This is a genomic window from Streptomyces sp. MMBL 11-1, from assembly GCF_028622875.1.
Classification (GTDB): domain Bacteria; phylum Actinomycetota; class Actinomycetes; order Streptomycetales; family Streptomycetaceae; genus Streptomyces.
Window position 1 is genome coordinate 5017071 of record NZ_CP117709.1, and the last position, 22331, is coordinate 5039401.

Annotated in this window: 15 protein-coding genes and 2 pseudogenes; 12 read left to right on the forward strand and 5 right to left on the reverse strand. The window is 72.5% G+C overall.

Annotated elements, in window-relative coordinates; translation table 11 throughout:
- Positions 1 to 32: 32 nt before the first annotated feature.
- A complete protein-coding gene (locus tag PSQ21_RS22270) occupies positions 33 to 1316 on the reverse strand; it encodes an RNA-guided endonuclease InsQ/TnpB family protein (protein WP_274032386.1) in 1284 nt (427 codons plus the stop codon).
- A gap of 558 nt (positions 1317 to 1874) precedes the next feature.
- Here PSQ21_RS22270 and PSQ21_RS22275 point away from each other — a divergent pair.
- From PSQ21_RS22275 to PSQ21_RS22295, 5 genes are read left to right on the forward strand one after another with little or no spacing between them, the layout of a single operon-like run.
- The gene (locus PSQ21_RS22275) at positions 1875 to 2840 is read left to right on the forward strand and encodes a glycosyltransferase family 2 protein (protein ID WP_274032387.1); all 966 of its coding nucleotides are present in this window, start codon (positions 1875 to 1877) and stop codon (positions 2838 to 2840) included.
- Positions 2841 to 2843: 3 nt separating this feature from the next.
- Positions 2844 to 4238, forward strand: coding sequence for a polysialyltransferase family glycosyltransferase (locus tag PSQ21_RS22280; RefSeq protein ID WP_274032389.1), 1395 nt, complete (start codon positions 2844 to 2846; stop codon positions 4236 to 4238).
- A gap of 58 nt (positions 4239 to 4296) precedes the next feature.
- Entirely contained in the window at positions 4297 to 5673 is a 1377-nt protein-coding gene (locus tag PSQ21_RS22285) for a hypothetical protein (RefSeq protein ID WP_274032391.1), read from the forward strand.
- The gene (locus PSQ21_RS22290; RefSeq protein WP_274032393.1) at positions 5670 to 8198 is read left to right on the forward strand and encodes a polysaccharide pyruvyl transferase family protein; all 2529 of its coding nucleotides are present in this window, start codon (positions 5670 to 5672) and stop codon (positions 8196 to 8198) included. Before PSQ21_RS22285 ends, PSQ21_RS22290 begins: the two co-directional genes overlap by 4 nt.
- Positions 8199 to 8233: 35 nt before the next feature.
- Positions 8234 to 9313: an acyltransferase gene (locus tag PSQ21_RS22295; RefSeq protein ID WP_274032394.1), complete on the forward strand. Its 1080-nt coding sequence runs from the start codon at positions 8234 to 8236 to the stop codon at positions 9311 to 9313.
- Positions 9314 to 9449: 136 nt separating this feature from the next.
- Here PSQ21_RS22295 and PSQ21_RS22300 read toward each other — a convergent pair whose 3' ends face one another.
- Both PSQ21_RS22300 and PSQ21_RS22305 read right to left on the reverse strand, forming a co-directional pair.
- Entirely contained in the window at positions 9450 to 10928 is a 1479-nt protein-coding gene (locus tag PSQ21_RS22300) for a polysialyltransferase family glycosyltransferase (RefSeq protein ID WP_274032396.1), read from the reverse strand.
- Positions 10925 to 11908, reverse strand: coding sequence for a glycosyltransferase family 2 protein (locus PSQ21_RS22305; protein ID WP_274032397.1), 984 nt, complete (start codon positions 11906 to 11908; stop codon positions 10925 to 10927). Before PSQ21_RS22305 ends, PSQ21_RS22300 begins: the two co-directional genes overlap by 4 nt.
- A 208-nt stretch (positions 11909 to 12116) precedes the next feature.
- On the opposite strand from PSQ21_RS22305, the gene PSQ21_RS22310 reads away from it, so the two are divergent.
- From PSQ21_RS22310 to PSQ21_RS22325, 4 genes are all read left to right on the forward strand, one after another.
- On the forward strand, positions 12117 to 13502 hold the full coding sequence (locus tag PSQ21_RS22310) for a DUF6716 putative glycosyltransferase (RefSeq protein ID WP_274032398.1): 1386 nt from the start codon (positions 12117 to 12119) through the stop codon (positions 13500 to 13502).
- Positions 13503 to 13576: 74 nt separating this feature from the next.
- Positions 13577 to 14824, forward strand: coding sequence for an acylneuraminate cytidylyltransferase (locus PSQ21_RS22315; protein ID WP_274035887.1), 1248 nt, complete (start codon positions 13577 to 13579; stop codon positions 14822 to 14824).
- A gap of 12 nt (positions 14825 to 14836) precedes the next feature.
- Complete coding sequence (locus tag PSQ21_RS22320) at positions 14837 to 15769, forward strand: N-acetylneuraminate synthase family protein (RefSeq protein WP_006127058.1); 933 nt, start codon at positions 14837 to 14839, stop codon at positions 15767 to 15769.
- A 10-nt stretch (positions 15770 to 15779) separates the two neighbouring features.
- Positions 15780 to 16811, forward strand: coding sequence for a hypothetical protein (locus PSQ21_RS22325; RefSeq protein ID WP_274032402.1), 1032 nt, complete (start codon positions 15780 to 15782; stop codon positions 16809 to 16811).
- Between the two features lie 178 nt (positions 16812 to 16989).
- Here PSQ21_RS22325 and PSQ21_RS22330 read toward each other — a convergent pair whose 3' ends face one another.
- A complete protein-coding gene (locus PSQ21_RS22330) occupies positions 16990 to 18525 on the reverse strand; it encodes a N,N-dimethylformamidase beta subunit family domain-containing protein (protein WP_274032403.1) in 1536 nt (511 codons plus the stop codon).
- 277 nt (positions 18526 to 18802) lie between these two features.
- On the opposite strand from PSQ21_RS22330, the pseudogene PSQ21_RS22335 reads away from it, so the two are divergent.
- A pseudogene (locus tag PSQ21_RS22335) lies at positions 18803 to 18982 on the forward strand (RHS repeat-associated core domain-containing protein); the annotation flags it as partial.
- A gap of 195 nt (positions 18983 to 19177) precedes the next feature.
- Here PSQ21_RS22335 and PSQ21_RS22340 read toward each other — a convergent pair.
- Positions 19178 to 19621: pseudogene (locus tag PSQ21_RS22340) on the reverse strand (tyrosine-type recombinase/integrase); the annotation flags it as partial.
- A gap of 158 nt (positions 19622 to 19779) precedes the next feature.
- On the opposite strand from PSQ21_RS22340, the gene PSQ21_RS22345 reads away from it, so the two are divergent.
- On the forward strand, positions 19780 to 21015 hold the full coding sequence (locus tag PSQ21_RS22345; protein ID WP_274035888.1) for an amidohydrolase: 1236 nt from the start codon (positions 19780 to 19782) through the stop codon (positions 21013 to 21015).
- 174 nt (positions 21016 to 21189) lie between these two features.
- Entirely contained in the window at positions 21190 to 22239 is a 1050-nt protein-coding gene (locus PSQ21_RS22350; RefSeq protein ID WP_274032405.1) for a BMP family lipoprotein, read from the forward strand.
- Positions 22240 to 22331: the final 92 nt, after the last annotated feature.

The following is a 22331-nucleotide window of genomic DNA, read 5'->3' on the forward strand; positions in this document are numbered from 1 at the left end:
ATCCTCGCCCTCATAAGTGGGGGCGATTCCCTTCAGCTCGCGTGAGCGGGCTTGGGGGTTTCACGCATCCGCCTCCGTCTGGTGGCCGGGACTCGCACCCGAGGGGTGCTGCGCGTGCTGTTGGTGACCGTGCCACCGGTCCGGCGGGCACGGGCCTCGATCTCTACCGAGGCGTTGTGGTCGGCGTCGTCCTCGTGTCCGCAGTGGACACAGGCGAACAGCCGGCCGCATCCCTTGCGGGATTGGGGGTCGACCCGGCCGCAGGCGGCGCAGGTCCGGGAGGTGTGGAACGGTGGTACGACCCGCAGTTCCGAGCCGTACTGGCGGGCCTTGTAGGCGAGCTGGCGCCGTCGTTCGCCGGGGGTGTTGTCCAGGATCGACCGGTTGAGTCCGGCCTTGGCCCTGACGTTCTTGCCCGGCTTCTCGGCGGTGCCCTTGGCGGAAGCCGTCATGTTCTTCACGCGCAGGTCCTCGATACCGACCATGCCGTGGTTTTTGGCGAGGTCGGTGGTGAGTTTGTGCGTGAAGTCCTGGCGGCGGTTGGCCTGCCTGGTCCTGAGCTTGCCGATGCCCTCGATCGTCTTGCGCAGGCGGCGACTGTACTTCCCTCCGTTGTGCTTCTTGGCGTACGTGAGCTGGCGGGCCTTCCTCTGTTCCAGGTGCTTGAGCCGCTTCTTCTCGCTGTCCGTCAGCGACGGTGGCATGAGGCGCGGTGCGGACTCGGTGGAGACGTACGCGGATGCGGAGACGCCGAAGTCCACGCCGCAGCCGGGTTTGCCGTTCGGGGTGGCGGGCTTGGTCCCGGTGTGGACGCCGAAGGAGATGTGCCAGCCGTTGCCGTCCCGCGAGATGGTGGCGTTGCGGATCGTCCCCCCGATGGCACGGGACAACCGGAACCGGAGCCGTCCCAGCTTCGGAATACGCACCTCGGCCCATTTGCGGTTGAGCTTGCGGACTTCGACCGCCTGTCCTGGGAACGGGATGGACAGGCGGTGGCCGCGCTTCTTCCATGCCGGGAACCTCGCCGGGTGGTCCGGGTTCCAGAAGTTGTCGTACGCGGCGTCGAGACGGCGAAGGATCTGCTGCCCGGCCTGTGCGGGCAGGTCCCCCACCCAGTCCAGCTCGGCGCGGGCGGCGGTGAGGTGCTTGCACTGCTCGACGGAGCGCAGCGTGTACCCCCGCTGCTCCCACAGGTACACCCGCTGTTCCAGGGTGACGTTCCACAGAGCACGCCCGGTGTGCCCCCACCCGGTCAGGACCGACTCCTGCTCCCCGGTGGGGTACGCACGGTACTTGCGCCCCGCATCCGCCTTCACACCGACCAACGTACTCAGAGCACACGACAACTGCCCCTGGCATAGCAGTCGTTCACCCCTACGAGAGCAACAGGGAACATTCGTTCGGATGGAAAACGAAGGAGCGGGCATCTTCGTATCAGGTAGCCGTCGACCGCCACTCGACCCCGCAGGCTCTGCCAGGAGTTCTCCGGTCTCGTCCAGCACTACTACCGAGCCGACAAGCTCTGGTCCGGCTCCTGCTTCGCCGGGTCAGCGGGCGGGGCGCCTCTGAGCCTCGTGAACCAGCACATCGAGCAGCGAAACCGTCCGCTGCGACCTGCAGGGCAGAGCGCTTCTCGGAACCGCCTCACCGCCGGGCCGAAGCCCGATGCGCTGCGATTGAACCCGGTAGTCCATGCATCGGAACGTAGAACCTCAAGCAAAGTTGAGGTCAAACCCTCCTCGTAAGGCGTTCTCCGGCGCGCGCCCGGTCATCCCACGGACGCGCAGAGTTCACCCGCTGTCGTGGCGGGCGTCACCCGATCCTTCCGCCGTCTCACTAGGTTGTCGGGACCATGATCGAAGGCGAGGGCACGCGTGCCGAAACTGTCCGTTGTCGTACCGCTCCACAATGTCGCGCCCTACGCTCCGACCACGCTGGGCAGCCTGGCCCGCAACGCGGACCCGGACATCGAGTTCCTGCTGGTCGATGACGCGTCCACCGACGGAACGCAGGACATCGTCGACCACTGGGCCGACCGCCTGCCGCGCGCACGGGTGATCAGGCACGGTACGAACGTCGGCATCGCGGCCGCCCGCAACAGCGGCATCGACGCCGCCGAGGGCGACTACCTCACCTTCCTCGACGGCGACGACTGGTACGCCCCCGGCCATCTGGACCGGCTCGTGCGCGCCGCCCAGGATCTCGACTGCGACTTCGCCCGCACCGACCACGTCCAGTCCACCGGCACCACCCGCGTCGTGCGGCGCGCCCCCGCCCCCCTCCGGGACACCCTGCTCGACCCCCGCGAGGGGATAGGGGTACCCGAGCGGGAGACCATGGTCGACTACCCGTTCGTCTGGGCCGGGATCTACCACCGGCGGCTCTTCGCGGACGGCGCCCAGCGCTTCGCCACCGAACTGCGCACCGCCGAGGACCGGCTGTGGATCTGGCAGCTCCATCTGCGCGCCCGCACCTACGCGGCGCTCGGGCTGTACGGCATCTTCTACCGGCGCGGGGTCACCACCTCCCTGACCCAGATCAAGGACGCCCGCCAGCTCGACTTCTTCCCCGCCTACGACACGCTGCTCGACCAGCTGCGCACGGACCGGGACGCGAAGACCCTGCTGCCCAAGGCCGTCCGCACCTACTGCGCGATGATCGCCTTCCACAACGAGAAGGCCGGCGACTACGAGCCCGCCACCGCCCGGCGGCTGCGCTCCGAGTCGGCCGCCGCGCTGCACCGGATGCCGCAGGACGTGCTCGACCGCACCCTGACGATGATCGACGACAAGCGCGGCACGCTGCTCAGCCGTCTGCGCACCAAGCAGAAGGCCGCCTGACCCATGCCTGTACCGCAGCCCGCACCGCAGCCCGCACCCGCGCCCGCGCACCGGCCGGTGCGTACCCAGATCTTCCAGGTGTCCACGCTGTACGGGGCGGCCACCCTGGCCGCCGCACTCGACGCCGGACAGTTCGGCCGGGCCCTAGACAGCCACCGCGTCCTGCTGGTCTCCAACAACGCGGCCGTCCCCGAAACGGCCCTGCGCCTGGAGGAGATGCGCGGTTACGGGTCCATCGCCGCCCGCTTCGACGCCGTCGTCGACTGGAACGAGGCGATCAGCCCGCACCACCCCAGCGGCTGGGGCCCCCGCTCCGAGGAGACCGTCCTGTGGCAGCGGGCCTTCCGCCTGGCCTGGGACATCGCCCCCGACGCCCCCGTCGACCTGGCCGTGGAGTCCATCCAGGTCAACCCGGCCCGCGCGCTGGCCGCGATCTTCTCCGAGAGCGCCGTGCACGTCTACGCCGACGGCCTGATGAGCTACGGCCCCACCCGCAACCGGCTGCCCCAGTCCATCGCCTGCCGTATCCGGCGCGTCCTCCACCTCGACCTGGTCACCGGGCTGCGCCCGCTCCTCCTCGCCGAGGCCGGCGTCGAACCCGAACTCGTCCCCGACGACGCCTTCCGCGCCGTCCTCTCCGAGATCGCCGCCGCGGCCGACGGGGACAAGAAGCTCGCCGCCGCCGAGGCCGCCGCCCCCACCGCGATGCTGCTCGGCCAGTACCTCGCCGCCCTCAACATCCTCACCCCGGAGGAGGAAGAGGACCTGCACGTGCGGATGTTGCGAGGAGCCGTACGCGCCGGGCACACATCCCTCCTCTTCAAGCCGCACCCCACCGCCCCGGCCGGCTACTCCCGCGCCCTGGACGAGGCCGCCGCCGAGGCCGGCGTACGGCTCACCACCCTGGACGGTCCGCTGCTCGCCGAGACGCTGTACGAGCGGTGCGCGCCCACCCTGGTCGTCGGCTGCTTCTCCACCGCGATGTTCACCGCCGCCGCCTACTACGGCATCCCCGTCGCCCGCGTGGGCACCCGCCTGGTCCTCGACCGCATCACCCCGTACGAGAACAGCAACCGCGTCCCGCTGACGATCACCGACCACCTCGTGCCCGACCTGGACGCGGACGGCGCCGGGACCGTCCCCCTGCTGCCGCGCACCGCGCCGGACACCCTCGCCCCGCTGGTGCGGACCGTCGGCTACTGCATGCAGGCCAAGCTCAACCCGGGGCTGCGCCCCGACGCCGAGGCCTGGCTGCGGGAGCGGCTCGACCCCACGACCCAGCACTACTTCAAACGCCGCCGCCTGCAGAGCCTCACCCTGCCCGGCGGCGGCCCCCGGGGAGCGGCGGTCCGGCTGCGCCGCACCGTACGGCGCACCCGGAGCACCCTGGGCCTCTGACCCGGGGCCGGGGGCGTGCCCCCGGCCGGCGTCCGACTCACAGAACGGCGGAACGAGCATGGGCCAGACCCTCACCGGGCTGCTCACGTCAGTACGTGCGATAGCGGGACGGCCGACGGCGCCGGGCCGGGGACGCCCCGGTGGCGGACCGGACCCGGCACTCCTGGCCGCCCTGCGGCTCTGCGGCGACCACCTGGCCGCCCTCGCCGCCGCCGGCCCCCTCACCGACGCCCGCCGCACCCGGCTCATCGCGTCGATCGGCGCCCTGACCACCGCGTGCTCCACTCCGGGCGCCGACGCGTTCGACGCGCTGCTGCGGACCGGACAACAGGCCCTGGACAGCGGGGGCGAGGCCGAGGCCCGCCTCGCGCTGGCCCTCGCCGACGAGGCGACCGCCCTGCGCAGCCGCTCCAAGGGCGCCTGGCGGCTGCGCGGCGACGCCCTGGACGCGCTCGGCCGGGGCGAGGAGGCGATCACCGCGTACGAACGCCACCTCGCGCTCCAGCAGAACACCACCGCCTCCCGCGACGTCGAACGCCGGATCGCCGCCCTCCGCGCCGCGGGGGACCGCATCGACGAGGCGCTGGCACTGTTCCGGGAGACGGCGAGGGCCGGAACGGAGACGGCGGGGGCCGATACAAGGGCCGGCACGGAGACGTCCGGTGCCGCCGTCCGCCTGTCGCGCCACCTGCCCGCCGCCGAGGCCCGCGCCGCCTTCACCGACCTCGTCCGGCTCCGTACCGCCGAACGCGGGGCCGCCGACCCGGCGGTACGCCGGCTCGCCGCGCTCTACGCCGAGCACCGCCGGCTCTCGGACCGCGACCCGATGGCGGACCCGCTGCTGGGCGGGGCCGCGCCCATCGGCGTACCGGGTCTGCGCCGGCTCGTCGCGGGCAGGACGGTGTGCCTGGTCGCCGACACGCCGCGCACCGCCGAGCAGGAGCAGCGGCCCGGCAGCCCGCTGGCCGCCCTGATCGAGGGCTACGACCTCGTCGTGCGCTGCGACGAGCCGCGCCACACCGCGCCCGCCGCCCGCACCGACCTGCACGTCTGCACCCTGCGCGGCGACGCCCCGTGGAAGGGCCCCCGCTGGGACCGGCGGGCGGGCGCCCGGCTGGTCTTCGGCGACCCGCTCCCGCACTGGCGGCTCGCCCTGCGCAGCCGCCTCGTCCCCGGCGCCCAGGACCGCGTCGGCGACGCCTCGCTGCGCCGCCCGCTGCACGATCCGGCGCTGCTCGGCGAGGAGCCCGCCGGCGCGGGGCCCGCGAGCACCGCGTACACCGTGCTGCGGCTCCTCGACTTCCTGGGCACCCCCGCCCGGGTGGACCTCATCGGGTTCGAAGGGCCGGCCGCCCTGCCCCCGCGCGAACGGGAATGGGTCCGGACGAGGACCGCGAACACGGACGACACCGCGGTGAGGATCACCCTGCGATGACACACCCCGACCCCGCGACGACGACGCCCGGCTCCGAGACGACGCGGCCCGGCTCCGAGGCGACGACGCCCGGCTCCGCGACGACGCCCGTCTCCGCCACCGCCACGGCACCCACCCCCGCCACGGCGACCGCCACCGCCTCCGCATCCGCCGACGACCGCCGTGCCGTCACCGGAAAGCGCCGGATCGCCTTCGCCGTGCACGTCGCCGGTGCGGACGACCTGCCCGGGCTCCACACCCTCCTGCGCAGCCTCGCGCTGACCAACCCGGCGCTCTGCGAGGACCTTGTCGTCCTGCACCCCGGTCTGCCGGACACCGCCTTCGACGCCGCCCGCCGGCTGCGCCCCCGGCTGATCCCGCGCCCCGCCGGCGGACGCGACGACGTGTTCCGCCTCGACGGGTACGACACCGTGGTCGCCCTCACCCCCGCCATGGTGGTCCTCGGCCGCCTCGACCCCCTCCTGAGACTCCGTACGGGCGTGGCCGCCGTGCCGCCACGACCCGGACCCGATCGCGCCCCGGGTCCGCGCGGCGGTGTCCCCGACGACGGGCTGCTGGTGATCCAGCGTCAGGACCTCGGTCCGGTGCCGCCCGCCGCGAAGGACATCCCGGCAGACCTCCTCGTACCCCTGGACTCCCGTGACGACTTCCGGGCGTGGCGGCTCCACGACGACCTGCCGGTCCCCGAGGACGTCGTCGTCCTGAACTTCGCCGACGCCCCCGAGGCCCGTACCGGCCTCGCCCCCGCCCACGCCGCCAGGGACCGCTTCGAACTGGACCACGAGACGTTCCGGGCCGCCTACCTCGCCCTCCCGGGCGCCAAACACCCCGACCTGCTGCTGCACCTCGCGCTCCCGTTGCCCGGCCGGCCCCGGCCGCCGATCGACCTGGTCCGGCAGCTCGCCGAGATCCACCGGGGGCGCGGCCACCACGACCTGGCCGTCGCCCTCCTGAGTGAGGCCGTCGCGGGCCGCCCCGACCTGCCGCGCTGCCACGAGACGCTCGGTGTCTGCCTGATGGCGCTGTCCCGGTACGAGGAGGCCGAGACGCACCTGCTGCTGGCGACCGCCTCACCCGACTTCGCTCCCCGGGCCTTTGGCCAACTGGCCCGGCTGGCCTGGCTGCTGGGTCGCACCGAGGACGCCCGGGGCTATGCGCTCGCGGGGCTGGAGGCCGACCCGACCGACGCCAACTGCCGTGCCTGGTACGCCCGTACGTCCGAGATGACCGCAGCCGATCGGAAGCCCGTCAGCGTGCTGCCCGGCGAACAGCTCGCCCATGTGGCCCTGTTCGCCGACGGCGAGGAGAACGCGGGCGACAAGGTGCTGCCCGAGGCGGTCCGCAGCTGTTTCACCGCCGACACCGGCCCGGACCGCTGGCACCAGCGCCACGCCCACCTGCTCGTCGACGAGGCCGCCCTCGAACACCTCAACGCCCGGCGGGCGGTGATCGTCGGCGGCGGCGGGCTCTTCCTCCCCGACACCGCGCCCAACGGCAACAGCGGCTGGCAGTGGAACATCCCCGATGACGTCCTCGCCCGGATCACCACCCCGCTGGCGGTCTTCGCCGTCGGCTACAACGTCTTCGACGGCCAGCGCTACCGCCGCGAGCGGTTCGCGGCCTCCCTGCGGGCCCTCGTCGAACGGTCCGCGTTCTTCGGGCTGCGCAACCACGGCTCCGTCGCCCGGGTCAGGGAACTGCTGCCCGCGTCGCTCCGCGAGAAGGTGCGCTACCAGCCCTGCCCCACCACGGTCGCCCGCCACCTCGACCCCCGCCTCGCCGAACCGGCGGCGCGCGAGGACACCGTGCTCGTCAACTGCGCCTACGACCGGGCCGGGCTCCGCTTCGGCCACGACTACGGGCACTTCCTCGCGGAGATGGCCGCGGCGATCCGGGCCGTGTCCGCGTCGGCGGAGGTCCGTTACGCCGCGCACATGCCCGCCGACGAACGCTTCGTCGACGACCTGCGCCGGGAGCACGGTCTCGCCCTCCCGGTGGAGCCGCTGTACCTGCTCTCCAACGACGCCATTCGGGACCTCTACCGGCGCACCCGGCTGGTGATCGGGATGCGCGGGCACGCCGGGATGATCCCCTTCGGCTGCGGCACCCCCGTCATCAGCCTGGTCTCGCACCCCAAGCTGGCCTACTTCCTGGCCGACATCGACCGGCCCGACTGGGGCGTCTCCGTCCACGAGCGTGCCCTCGGCGCCCGGCTCGCGGAACGGGCCCGCGCGGTGCTGGCCGACCACCCGGCGGCGGTGGCCGACGTCCACGACCGGCAGCGGGCGCTGTGGTCGGTGACCCGGGACAACCTCGCCCGACTGCGCGAACTCACCGGCCTGCCAGACCTGTTCGGCGATGAGGGCGCCAGCCTTCCGGATCCGTCCGGCGATCCGGGCCCCGGTCTTGCGGGCCCGTCCGGGAGCCGGGGCGCGGGCTCGGGGAGCCGGGACGCGGGCCCTGTGTTCCCCGCGCCCCGGCCCGCCGCAGAGGACCACGTCACCCGCCCCCGGGACCGCGCGTGACGCCCGACCCCGCCCCCGCCCACCCTCTGAGGACCATGCCGACCACACCCCCAGCCCCCGCCCCGGCGCCGACGGTCCCGGAGACGCCCCGTCCCGTCCGCGAGCACCGCTACGACATCGACCTGATCCGGCTGCTCTGCTCGGTCGGCGTGATCGGCCTCCACGCCGGATCGGCCTTCGTGAACTCCGTGGGCCGCACGGCGTCGCAGGGGCCCGGCACCTACTGGGCCGGGCTGACCGCCGACTCCGTCGGCCGCTTCGCCGTGCCCCTCTTCTTCGCCATCGCCGGCTGGGTGGTCCTGGTCGGGGCCCCGCCGAAGGACGGTGCGCGGCTGCGGCGGCGCATCGTGCGGATCGTGGTGCCCCTCGCCGTCTGGACGGCGCTCTACCTCGCCTGGGGCAGGCTGCGCGGCACCAACGACGACCCGGTGGGCGACCTGGCGCTGGACTCCGTGTTCGCCTCGGTCCGCCCCGCCTACCACCTCTGGTACCTCTACGCCTACCTCCCCGTGATCATGGTCCTGGGTCTGGTGGTGCTGGTCAGGTCGGGGAAGCGGCCGTGGGGTCTCGGCGCGGCGCTGCTGGTCCTGGCGTCCGCGCCGTCGCTCTTCGGCGACCTGGCCGAGGCCACCGGCCGTGAACTGCCCCGCTTCGGCTGGGCGTTCGGTCCCTACCAGCTGATCTACGCGGTGCTCGGGGCGCTGTTGCTCGCCGCCCCGGCCGGTACGTTCGGCCGACGCCGGCTCCCCTGGCTGCTGCTCGCGGCGGCCGGGCTGGCCGGGGTGATCGCGTACCAGCACGAGGTGCACTACGCGATCCCGTACGCACACGTCCTGGTGGCCCTGTTCAGCTGCGGCGTCCTGATCTCCCTGCACGGCCTGCGCGTCCCGGAGCGGATGCGCCCCGCCCTGACCCGGCTGGCCGACGCGTCGTTCGGGGCCTATCTCGTGCACGTACTCGTGCTCGGCGTCCTCACCGACGCCCTCGTCCGGGCGGACCTGGGCGGCCCGGCCGCCGCCGCGCTCGTGGCCGGGATCACGGTGGCCACGACGGCCCTGTCGTTCGGCGCGGCCATGCTGTGGGGCCGCGCGGGCGCGAGCAAGGTGCTGGGCTGACCGTCCCGCGCGCCTGCCGCGCCCCGGGGGACGACACACCAGGAGCCCCCAGGGGCAGCACGGCAGGCGTGCGTGCCCTCGCCCCCCGGGGCAGGGCCCGCCGCGTGTGCGCCCTGCCCGCCGCCCCGGAGGCTCCTCAGCCCCGGCCGCTGCGCAGGGCCTTGGCCCGCCGGGCCACCCGGCGCAGGGCCGGGCTGCTCCGCAGGAACGCCAGCCGGGCCGGGACCACTCCCGGAAGCGCGAGCGAGGCCAGCCGGCGGCGCTTGAAGTAGCGCCAGGTGCGATCGTCCAGGTGCGCGGAGAGATAGCGCTCGGCGGCCGGGCGCAGATCGGGGCGGACCTTCGGCCGCATCGCGAAGGCGACGGCCGCGAGCAGACCGTCCAACTCCGCACCGGAGCACGGCGGCTGCACCGCGATCGCCTCCGTGCCGCCCGTAGCACCGGAACTCGGCGGCTGCACCGCGACCGTCTCCGTGCCGCCCGCCGCACCGGAGCACGGTGGCTGCACCGCGACCGCCTCCGTGCCGCCCGTCGCACCGGTGCGGGGCGTCCGCGCGGCCACCGCCTCCGCGTCACCGATCCCCGGCAGCAGGGCGTCGGCGAGCGTCGCCGGTATCCGCTCGGCGTTCTCGTACGGGGTCAGCCGCTCCAGGAGCAGGCCCGTGCCGACGGCCGCCACCGGGAGGCCGTGGAACCGGGCCGCCCCGAACAGCGCGGCCGAGGTGCAGCCGACGACCAGCGCGGGCCGCAACCGGTGCAGCAGCACATCGGCCGGCACCGGCACGGGGCTGTCCAGCACGGTCAGTTCGACGTCCAGCCGGTCCGCCTCGGCGCGCAGCGCCGCCGGGTCCTCCCAGGGGGCGTACGGGTCCGGCGCGAACACCAGCCGGCGGTGGCCGAGGGCCGCCGCCCCGCGCACCATCTCCAGCCGCAGCTCCGCCTCCTCGGCGGCCGGGATCAGCCCGGCCCCGGCGAGATCCTGGCCGAGCAGCAGCGCGGGCGCCTCGACGGCCGGCAGCTCCACGCCCGCGTCCGCCAGTTCACCGAACACCTTGGTGAACGCCTCGGCGGGAACGGCCCGCGGCTCCACCCCGTACTCGCCCAGCAGCAACGGACGCGCCCCCGGGACCAGATCCGCGTGGAGGAGCCGCCGCACCCGGACCCCGGTCAGCGGGGGGATCTTCTCCCCGGTCGGGCCGTAGCCGCCGGGCCCCTCCGCGTACACATCGACCGGGGCACCGGCGAAGACCTGGGTGAGCGCCCGGGCGGGACCGGCGTGCGGGGAGTCCACGACGAGCTCCAGCTCCTCGTCGCCGAGACCCCATGCGCGCCGGAAGTGGCGCTCCCACAACGGGGCGTCGTCACCCCGGGGCGTCCAGCCGGCCGGGTGGAAGGGGAAGATCGCGTCGTTCCACGAGAGCACCTCGTCGAACCGGGCGCGCAGCCGCTCGAAGCCGGCGGTCTCCGAGACGTCGGCGACGGTCTCCGGAGCCGGCCCCGTCCGGGACAGCAGCAGGATCCGCCGGTCGGGCTCGGTGAAGCAGCCCGCGTCGATCGCCGCGGCGAGCAGCACCGTCGCGGCGGGCGAGGAGGCGTGGAAGATCCGGATGGTCATGCGGCCGAGGCCCCCTTCGCGGCGACCGGACGGCGGCGCAGCCTGCGCACCCGGGTCGCCCGTGTCACGTCCATGGCGTCGAGAGCCTCGTCCAGCAGCCGCTGCGGAAGGCGTCCCAGGGCCGCCGCGCCGCGCGACTTCAGTTCGCGGGCCACGGCCGGTTCGAATGTGTCGAGGGCGCCCAAATGATGGGCGATGACCGCGCAATAGGTGCGTACGGCCTTCGGCAGCAAAGCGTCCGCGTCACGGTCGGCGGCCGTCTCGGCGATCACCTGGTCGAAAGCGCGCAGGAAATCGAGCTGACGCACATCGCGGATCTGCGTCAGCGACGTGGCCACCCCGCGCCGGTAGAAATGGCTGAGCATGCCCAGGACGGCGAACGACCGCGCCTCCCGGTGCAGCCGCCAGATCCACGGCCGGTCCTCGGCCGTGCGCAGCCCGTCGGTGAAGTGGAGCAGCCCCCGGTCCAGCAGCCGCCGGTGATAGAGGCCCGCCCAGGCGAACGCGTAGTCCACGGAGGTGGTGCGGTGGGCGGGCAGGATCGCGGCCCGGGGGTCGCTCACCACCCCGTGCGGCCCGTGCGGCACCCGGCGTACGGTCCGCGAGCTGCCGCTCGCCCGGACGTGGTCGGTCCGCACGAAGTCGCAACCCAGCGCCTCGGTCCGGGCCACCAGCCGTTCGTAATGCCCGGGGGCCAGCCAGTCGTCGCCGTCCAGGAAAGCGATGTACTCCCCGCGGGCGGCCTCCAGACCGGTGTTGCGCGCGGTCGCCAGACCGCCGTTCACCTCGTGCCGCAGCAGCACGGCCCCCGGGATCTCGTCCGCGGCCCGGCGCAGCAGCCGGGGGGTCTCATCGGTCGAACAGTCGTCGACGAGAAGGAACTCGAAATCCTCGCGGGCGTTGGCCCGCAGACTTCTGAGGGTGTCGGGCGCGTAGGCCTGCACGTTGAAGAACGGCACGATGACGGAGAGCTTAACCACGCGCATCACGTTAGGAGCGGCTGTGGCTCTTTCCTTTTCCGCAATGCGCCCAGCAGGTGAACAACACCCGTCACCAAGGTGAATCGCCTTTTCCGGGGCCGGAATTGAGGGTGCGTTCGGGCCCGGCCCCCAAGCGTCGGCTCGCTGTTAACCATCTGTTGCCATCACGTTGGGCCGCGCATCGGAATGCCTTCCTAACTTCTAGGACGTGCCCCCACGTACCAGCAATGAGGCCGAACCGGCCGAAACCCCCGCCGCGCTCCGACCGGCGCTGCGGGTCGCCGTCCTCGCCGACTCCGACACCCGGTGGAAATGGGGCGCGCTCACCGCGCGCCGCCTGACCGCCGGGGCGGCGGACGGCCCGGACGCGCGGCCCGTCGAGGTCAGCGGGCTGCTGCTGCGCGGCCGGGCCACCCCGACGCCCCGCCAGCTCGCGGAGGTCGGCGAGGTCGGGATCGACGCCGGCCGGGTCCGCGAGGTCACCGCCGTCGAGTTCCTGCACACCGTGCGCGACGAGGGGTACGACCTCGTCGTCCTCGCCCTCGTCGGCGGCGGCGTCCAGGCCATGCTGCACGGCCTCGCCGCCCTCGGCCTGCCGCGTCGGCCCGTCATCGTCACCGGATACGTGGGCGTCGTCTACGAGAAGCTCGCCGACGGGCTCCTCCTCCGCCACGGCGCGGACGTCGTCCTCGCCAACTCGGCCCACGACGCGGAGCGTTTCCGCGCGGTTTACGAGGGAGTGGGCGCCGACGCCTCCGCCGTCACGGAGGCCGCCCTCCCCTTCCTCGGCGGAGACCCCTACCGCCCCGAAGAGGGCCGCGACACGGTGGTGTTCGCCGCCCAGCCCTCCGTGCCGGCCTCGCGCGCCGACCGCACGTACCTGCTCCGCAGGCTCGTCGAGCACGCCCGGCTGCACCCGCGCCGCGAGGTGCTGCTCAAGCTGCGCTCCAAGCCCGGTGAGCACACCACGCACATCGAGGAGCTGCCCTACCAGAAGCTCGCGCAGCGGCTGCCCGGCGGTCTGCCGCCCAACTTCCGCCTGGTGTACGGGCACATGGGCGAAGTCCTGGACCGCACCGACCTCCTGGTCACGGTCTCCTCGACGGCCGCGCTGGAGTCCCTGCACCGCCGCATCCCGACCGCGGTCCTCACCGACCTCGGCGTCCGCGAGACGCTCGGCAACCACCACTTCGTCGGCTCCGGGCTCCTCACCTCCTGGGACCGGCTCGACGGCGGTATCCGGCCCCGGCCCGACGGGGCGTGGCTGGCCGGCCAGGGCGTCGCCGCCGACGGCTCGTACGGCACCGCCTACGACACGGCCCGCGCCAAGGTCACCGCCCTCCTCGACGACGGCCGGCTCCCACCCCTGGCCCCCTACTACACACCGGCCACCGCCCCCGGCTACCTCCCCGGCATCCTCGCCCGCCACCACCTGGCCCCCGACGGCACGCCCCTGCCCGGCGCGGCCGCACCGCAGGAACCCGGCCGGGTCCGGGGCGCGGTGCGCGAAACCGTCCGCAACGCGGCCCGGGGCGCCTACCGCCAGGGCGTCCAGCGCGTCGCCCCCGTGATCCGCCGGATGGGGGAGCTGTGACCACCTCCGCAGGAACCCCCGGGGCCTGGGGGCCCACGACTCCAGGAGCAGCCACCATGACCCCAGGGACAACGATGCAACCGCCCCCGACCCCGACCGTCCTCGCCGTGATCCCCGCCCGCGGCGGATCCAAGGGCGTTCCCGCCAAGAACCTCGCCGAGGTCGGCGGCATCCCCCTGGTCGCCCGCGCCGTCCGCGCCGCGCTCGCCGCACCCGAGGTCACCGACGTCGCCGTCACCACCGACGACGGGGCGATCGCCGAGGCCGCCCGGACCGCCGCCGCCGACCTCCGGGCCGCCCACCGGCTGCACGTCGTCGAGCGCCCCGCCGCCATCGCGGGCGACACCGCGACCAGCGAAGCGGCCGTGCTGCACGCCATGGACGTCTACGAGGCCGAGCGGGCCCGGAGCGTCGACGTGGTCCTCCTCGTCCAGTGCACCAGCCCGTTCGTCTCCCGCGAGGACATCGACGGCGTCGCCCGGGCGGTGGCCCAGGAGGGCGCGGACACGGCCGTCACGGTCGCCCCGTTCCACGGCTTCGTCTGGCGCGACGGGCACGCGGTCGAGGAGGGAACGTACGGCGTCAACCACGACAAGTCCGTACGCCCCCGCCGCCAGGACCGCCCCCAGGACCACCTGGAGACCGGCGCCGCCTACGCGATGGACGCGGCGGGCTTCCGTACCCACCGCCACCGCTTCTTCGGCCACACCGCCCTCGTGCCCACAGACCCGGCGCGGGTGCTGGAGATCGACGACCCGCACGACCTGGCCCGCGCCCGCGCGCTCGCCCCGCTCCTGGACCCCTCCCCGCTGCCCTCCCTCGCGGACGTGGACGCGGTCGTCCTGGACTTCGACGGCACCCAGACCGACGACCGGGTCATGATCGACTCCGAGGGCCGCGAGACGGTCGCCGTGCACCGGGGCGACGGCCTGGGCATCGCCGCGCTGCGCAAGGCGGGAGTCCCCCTCCTGATCCTCTCCACCGAGCAGAACCCGGTCGTCGCGGCCAGGGCCCGCAAGCTCCAGATCCCGGTCCTGCACGGCATCGACCGCAAGGACGAGGCGCTGAAGCGGTGGTGCGACGAGCAGTCCATCGCCCCCGACCGGGTCCTCTACGTCGGCAACGACGTCAACGACCTGCCCTGCTTCTCCCTCGCCGGCTGGCCCGTCGCCGTCGCGAGCGCCCACGACTCGGTACGCGCCGCGGCGCGCGCCGTCACGACCACCCCCGGGGGCTACGGAGCCATCCGCGAGATCGCGGCCTGGCTGCTGGGCCCCACCCTCACCACCACTCCCTCTGTCCCCACAGTCCCCACCACATAAGGAAGCACCACCATGAGCACCTCCCGCCTGCGCACCTTCGGCACCCGCACCGCCGGCCCCGGCAACCCCGTCTACATCACGGGCGAGATCGGCATCAACCACAACGGCGACCTCGACAACGCCATCGCGCTGATCGACGCGGCCGCCGAAGCCGGCTGCGACGCCGTGAAGTTCCAGAAGCGCACCCCGGAGATCTGCACCCCGCGCGACCAGTGGGACATCGAGCGCGACACCCCCTGGGGCCGGATGACGTACATCGACTACCGCCACCGCGTCGAGTTCGGCGAGGCCGAGTACACCGCCATCGCCGAGCACTGCGCCAAGCGCGGCATCGACTGGTTCGCCTCCCCGTGGGACACCGAGGCCGTCGCCTTCCTGGAGAAGTTCGACGTCCCCGCCCACAAGGTGGCCTCCGCCTCCCTCACCGACGACGAGCTGCTGCGCGCCCTGCGCGCCACCGGCCGCACGGTGATCCTCTCCACCGGCATGTCGACCCCGAAGCAGATCCGCCACGCGGTCGAGGTCCTCGGCTCGGACAACATCCTGCTCTGCCACGCCACTTCGACGTACCCGGCGAAGGCCGAGGAGCTGAACCTCCGGGTCATCAACACCCTCCAGCAGGAGTACCCGAACGTCCCGATCGGCTACTCCGGCCACGAGACCGGCCTGCAGACCACCCTCGCGGCCGTCGCGCTCGGCGCCACGTTCGTCGAGCGCCACATCACCCTGGACCGCGCGATGTGGGGCTCCGACCAGGCCGCCTCCGTCGAGCCGCAGGGCCTGACCCGTCTGGTCCGCGACATCCGCACCATCGAGCAGTCGCTCGGCGACGGCGTCAAGAAGGTGTACGAGTCCGAGCTCGGCCCGATGAAGAAGCTCCGCCGCGTCGCGGGCGTCGTCGCCGAGACCGAGAACGCGCCGGCCCCCGAGCCGGTCGCGGTCTGAGCGCCGACCGGTGAACCTCGCCTTCGTCGAGAGCCCGGTCCAGCTCCTGAACGTCCTGGAGTGGGTTCACACCCAGGGGGGAGACGATCCGGCCGCCACCACGGTCGTCGTCCTCCCCCCGGTCGACCCGATGTCGCGCGGTCAGCTGCGCCGGATGGCGGAGCTGGCCCGCGACGAGGGCATCACGGTCCGCTGGCAGGAGGCGCGCGGCGAGTCCGGCGCCCCCCTGAAGGCCCTGCGCGCCCTGGCCGGCCTGGTCCGGCGCGCGGACCACATAGTGATCGGCGACCCCTTCTCCCGCTATGTGCAGCTCCTGCTGACCCTGGTCCGCGCCGACCGCCTCACGGTGGTCGACGACGGCACGGCCACCATGGAGTTCGTCGCCCAGCTGGCCCGGGGCGAACGCCTCACCCGCTGGCACCGCCGGGGCCGTACGGGACCGCGCGAACTGGTCCTGGCCCCGGTCACGGCGACGGCCCGCCGCCGCTTCACCCCGACGGCGGACCACACGGTCGAGGTGTTCACCGCGATGCCGGTCGAGGCTCCGCCCGGCATCGCGGTCACCCCGAACACCTTCGCCTGGACCCGCGCCCGCTTCGGCCCGCCCAGCATCGGCAAGGGCGCGGACCTGGTCGGCACCTCCCTGGTCGAGACGGGCGTCGTCGACCCCGTCCCGTACCAGGAGGCGGTCACGACCCTGGCCCGCACCCACGGCGCCACCCGCTACTTCGCCCACCGACGCGAGTCCGCCGAGAAGCTCCGCGCCCTGGAAGCCGCCACCGGCCTGGAGATCGTCCGCCCGGACCTCCCGCTCGAACTCATCGCCCGCCGCGGCCCCATCGGCCGCACGATCGTCAGCTTCCCCTCCACGGTCGTCCACACCCTCCCGCTGGCCCTGGCCGGCACGGGCGTGAACGTCGCGGTCTGCGACATCGACCCGCAATGGCTCCGCACCACGGCCTCGCCCCGCGCCCAGGGCTTCCTGAGCGGGGTCACGGAGACGGCGCGGGGGGTGCAGCGGCTTTCGTCGGTGGCGACGTGAGGGCTAGGCCCTGTCGTCGAACTCCCGTCTGCCCCGCGGCGCCGTGCACGCACTCTCGCCGCACCGGGCACCCGCCCGAGTACGTCCAGTACGAGGACGTGCGCCCGGCGCGCCGAGAGCACGCACCTGACCCCGCAGGGCCGCCCTCCGGGCGACGACGGGAGTTCGACGACAGGACCTACGCCCGTACGGTGCGGGTCAGCATCCGGTCGAAGAGGTTGCTGGTGGCCGTCTGTATCCGGCTGTCGATGTGGTCCGGGGAGATGAGCGCCAGCGGCCAGAAGAAGGTGCCGGCGACGAAGACCATGGTCCCGTCGCGGTGCTGGACCAGGCTGGTGTTCTGGATCCGCTCACCACGCCCCATGCTGTCCTGGTAGGGCGAGTGGGACAGCAACTGCTGGGCCGCCTTGCGCGGCAGCTTGGTCTTGCGGTCACGGCCGTCGGCCTCGATGCCTATGAGGTTCGGTATCTCATCGCCGTCTGCGAGTCCCGTGCCCTTCCACAGCCAGTGGTCGGACCGACGCACGACGAGCGGTACGGGCTTGGCGAGCATGCCGTTGTACTGCACGCCGAGCAGACGCTGCTCGGCGTGCTTGCGCTTCTTCTCCAGGTCGCGCCAGCGCACGGTCGGACCGTGCTCGTCCGGAGTGGGATCGGGGTCCTGCTTGTAACAGGCGACGACGCGGTTCTCGGTGCCCGCCGACGACTTCTCCATGCGGATGTGGAAGTAGATGTTGTTGGCGCCCAGATAGGCGAGATGGGTGCGCGAGGTGATGGCCTTCTCGGCTACGTCACGCATCTGCCGGGACCAGTACTCGTCATGGCCGGGAAAGACCATGGCCGCGTACTTCGTGGGATCGACCCGGCCTTCGTGCAGATCGAGGCTGGAGGCGTAGGTGACGTCGTAGCCGGACATCTCGGCCCACCGGGCGAGACTGCTGTCCATCTCGAACCACAGGGGGTGTCCGCCGTCGGAGTACGGGCGGTCGAACGACACCTTGAAGGCACGCTCCGCGTTCCCGCCGTTCTTCCCCTGGGCGTTGAACCCCTTGTAGAGGTTCTTACCGGTCCGCCCGTCCTGCGGCCAGGCGTTGTAGGCCTGGTACGTCGTGAAAGGCAGGACCACCAGGATGTCGGACGCCCGACCGGTCTCCCGGACGACGAACGGCGTACTGCTGCGATGCCCGTCCTTCGTCGTGAACACCGCGAGATAGACACCGGAGACCCAGTTCTCGGGGATGTCCAGGGTCCAGGAGACGGGCCAGCCGCAGTCGATCATCCCGTGCTCAGGATGGGCTTCCGGAACGTCGTGGGCGACACCGCGCAACGCGGGACTCTGCGCCACTTCACGGCCGCCCTGCCCGTCGTAGTACCCGATCCGGTGCACCGTGACCGTGAACTCCTGGGCCGGACGCACCGATACGTGGAACGCAACCGAATCCCCGGCCGCGGCCGAGGTCGTGGAGGCGTACCCCTGGATCTGCCCGTCCCGGTCGTTGGCCGCGCGCGTCGCGTCGCCCTCGATCTGCCAGGTGCGGGTGCCGGCGCGGGCGTTCTCGGTGACCACGGGATTCTTGCCGGTGCGGCTGGCAGCACGGTTGGGCAGGACGTCGGTCGGAACGTCATCGTTCACATAGCCGTAGACCAGCCCGGTGGCACCCACCGCCCCGACCCCGAGAATGCCCAGGGCAGTACGACGCGAGACAGAAGACATGGAAGAACCTTCCGAGGCCTGGACGCCGGGCCTCGCGCCCCACGCGTCGGTACGTGTGCGACGGGTGGTGCACAAGAGATCTGTGTGATGCCTGTCGCCAATCGCTCATCGTACGAGTGTGAAGAACACGGGTTACAGATGTGACCACTGTGCGATGGGACACACACAGTGGTCACATTTTGGTCTTGCGTCCCCACACGGCGATTGAACGCGTCCGGTCAATCAGCTGCCATAGCGCTCCACCACCGTGGAGGACCCGGGCAAGGGTGCCTCCGACACGGGTCTGACCCACCTGGGCGCACGCCAGTACGACCCGGCCACGGGCCGCTTCATCAGCGTGGACCCGATCCTGGACCTCGCCGGCCCGCAGCAGACCCACGGTTACTCGTACGCGAACAACGCCCCGGTGGCGTTCAGCGACCCCACGGGCTGCCGCCCGGACGGCCCGGTGGGCGGGCCGGACATCAACGACAGCCGCCACCCTAAGTACGGAACCGACAACGGCCGGGCGGGCAGCGGCTGGTTCCGTGACGTGCAGGCGTGGACCGACCTCGGAGGCGGGGAACTGAGCCAGTGCGGTTGGGCTGCGACGGACATTCCTCTGCTCACAACCGCGACCCACAGGTGTTTGACGGCGACGCTGACGGCAACGTCAGCGGACGACGGCTGCGTTGGGCGGGGCATCGGGGGCGTCGGCCGGGCCGGGAACATTGCCGAGGGTGTCGATGGCCTGGGGTTGGAGGTGGAGTCGGACGTGGGCGTAGACGTCGGCCGGTGACGCCGATGTGGGCGTGGTCGAGGAGTTCCTTGATGACGACGAGGTCGACGTCATGCTCCAGGAGCAGGGTGGCGGTCGAGTGGCGGAGGTCGTGGAAGCGGATGCGGCGGGTGAGGTTGGCCGGGGCGGGAGGCCCGGTTGGCGTGGTGAAGACGAGGCCGCTGTCTTGCCGGGCTGATCCTGCCGCTTCGCGTTCCCCGTCCTGCCGTACCCGGTGCTCCTCGAGGGCGTGGAGGCATTCGGTGGGAGGGAGGGGCGGTGCTCGGATGCGTGGGTCCTGGCGGGCAGGTGGGTGAGGCCGCCGGTTCGGGTGCGCTGAGTGAGCGGCGGATGGTGGTGGAAGGCCGACGGTTATACCCGAAACCACCCTGCGTCACACGTCCCCACGCGGACTTTGTTCGCCTGCACGGCTGAAGTTTTGTTGATCTGTGGCCAGTTGAGGGGGCAGGGGGCCTACGCTTCATAAGGTGAACCAGTTGAAGTCCCGTGCCTCCCGCCCCCACGACCCGGCCGGCCAGCCCGGGGGAGGTGAGCTGCCCGGCAGACTCTCCGACGATCTCCGTGCCGAGCTGATCGCCTTCCGCCGGGATCTGCACATGCATCCCGAGCTGGGCAACCAGGAGTTCCGCACCACCGCGGCCATCAAGGACCGGCTGGAGAAGGCCGGGCTGAAGCCGAAGGTTCTCGCCGTCGGGACCGGGATCATGTGCGACGTGGGGGAGTGGGACGGGGCGACGCCCATGCTGGCGTTGCGGGCGGACATCGACGCGCTGCCGATCCCGGACACCAAGGCCGGCGTGCCCTACCGGTCCACCGTGCCCGACCGGGCGCACGCCTGCGGGCACGACGTGCACACCACCGCCGTGCTCGGGGCGGGGCTCGTGCTCGCCGGGCTCGACCGGGAGGGGCTGCTGCCCCACGCCGTGCGGCTGATCTTCCAGCCCGCCGAGGAGGTCCTGCCCGGGGGTGCCGTCGACGCCATCGAGTCCGGGGTGCTGGAGGGCGTCGGGCGGATCATCGGCGTGCACTGCGACCCGAAGGTGGACGTCGGGCGGATCGGGCTGCGGATCGGGGCCATCACCTCGGCCTGCGACCGGCTGGAGGTCACGCTCGACGGGCCCGGCGGGCACACCGCCCGGCCGCACCTGACCACCGACCTGGTCACCGCCGCCGCCCGGATCGCCGTCGACGTGCCCGCGCTGCTCGCCCGCCGGGTCGACGCCCGCTCCGGGCTCGCGCTGACCTGGGGGCGGCTGGAGACCGGGCACGCCCCCAACGTCATCCCGCAACACGCCGAGCTCTCCGGCACCGTCCGCTGCCTGGACCTGGAAGCCTGGCGCGCGGCCCCCGACCTGGTGCACGCCGCCATCGACGAGGTGGCCGGAATGCACCGGGCCAAGACCGTGGTCAACTACGTGCGCGGTGTGCCGCCCGTGGTGAACGACGCCGAGTCCATCGGCCTGCTGGACGCGGCGATGACCGAACGTCGCGGATCGTACGCGATCGAGGACACCGAGCAGAGCCTGGGCGGCGAGGACTTCTCCTGGTACCTGGAGCGGGTCCCCGGCGCGATGGCCCGCCTCGGCGTCCGGACCCCGGGCGACACGCGCGGGCTCGACCTGCATCGCGGCAACTTCGACGTGGACGAGGAAGCCATCACGGTGGGGGTCGAGCTGTTCACCGCCGCGGCGCTGTTCGACGGGAACCGTTAGCGGAGCGTTGACGCGGTCTTCATGGGCCGTTCGTGGACCCGCGGGAGGCCTTCTGTTCACGACGATCCGGTAACGGCTTCCGTACGTGCTCTTATCTGACATCTACGCGCGTTACGATCGCCGCGAAACCAGCGCCGGAAGAGGCGCTTCGGTCAGGTTTGAAGGAGCCTTCCCTTGCGCCGGATCACCAGGATCACCACCGTGGGCATTGCGTCCGCGGCGCTTGCTCTCAGTGTCACCGCCTGTGGCGGAAAAACGTCGTCGGACGCGGGTTCCGACTCGGGCGGCGAGAAGGCCGCCATCGCGTACGACATCGGCGGCCGCGGCGACCAGTCGTTCAACGACGCCGCCTACGCCGGACTCGCCAGGGCGGAGAAGGACCTCGACGTCAAGGGCAGCGAGGCCGAGCCCTCCGACGGTGAGGGGGACGCGGACAAGGTCCAGCGCCTCACGGAGCTGGCCCGCTCCGGCAACAACCCGGTGATCGGCGTCGGCTTCGCCTACGCCCCGGCCATCAAGAAGGTCGCGCCGAAGTTCCCGAAGACCACCTTCGGCATCATCGACGACGCCTCGGTGACCGGCGACAACATCGCCAACATCGTCTTCAACGAGGAGCAGGGCTCCTACCTCGCCGGCGTCGCCGCCGCCAAGGTCACCAAGACGAAGACGATCGGCTTCATCGGCGGTGTCGAGACCCCGCTGATCAAGAAGTTCGAGGCGGGCTTCATCCAGGGCGCCAAGGACACCGACCCCGCGGTCAAGGTCCTCCCGCAGTACCTGACCCAGCCGCCGAACTTCGACGGCTTCTCCAAGCCCGACCTCGGCAAGGCCGCTGCCCAGGGCCAGCTCGACAAGAAGGCCGACGTGATCTACTCGGCCGCAGGTCTGGCCGGTTCCGGTGCCATCGAGGCCGCCTCCAAGGCCGGCGCGTGGAACATCGGCGTCGACTCCGACCAGTACAAGCAGAAGGGCCTCGCGGCCTACAAGGAGTCCATCCTGACCTCGGTCACCAAGGATGTCGAGGACTCGGTGTTCAACCTGATCAAGTCGGTCCAGGACGGCAAGCCGACCACCGGTGAGATCCGCTACGGCCTGGACAAGGACGGCGTCGGCCTGTCGATGTCCAACCCGGCGTTCACCAAGATGACCGACGTCATCGCGGCCGTCGACAAGGCCAAGCAGGACATCATCGACGGCAAGATCACCGTCAAGACCGCTCCGTAAGCAGCTCGGAGCCTCCTGCCGTACAGCTGGTTTCCCGAAGGCCCTGTCCGTCCCCGCGCCGCACCGGCCGGTGGACGGACAGGGCCGCGGGC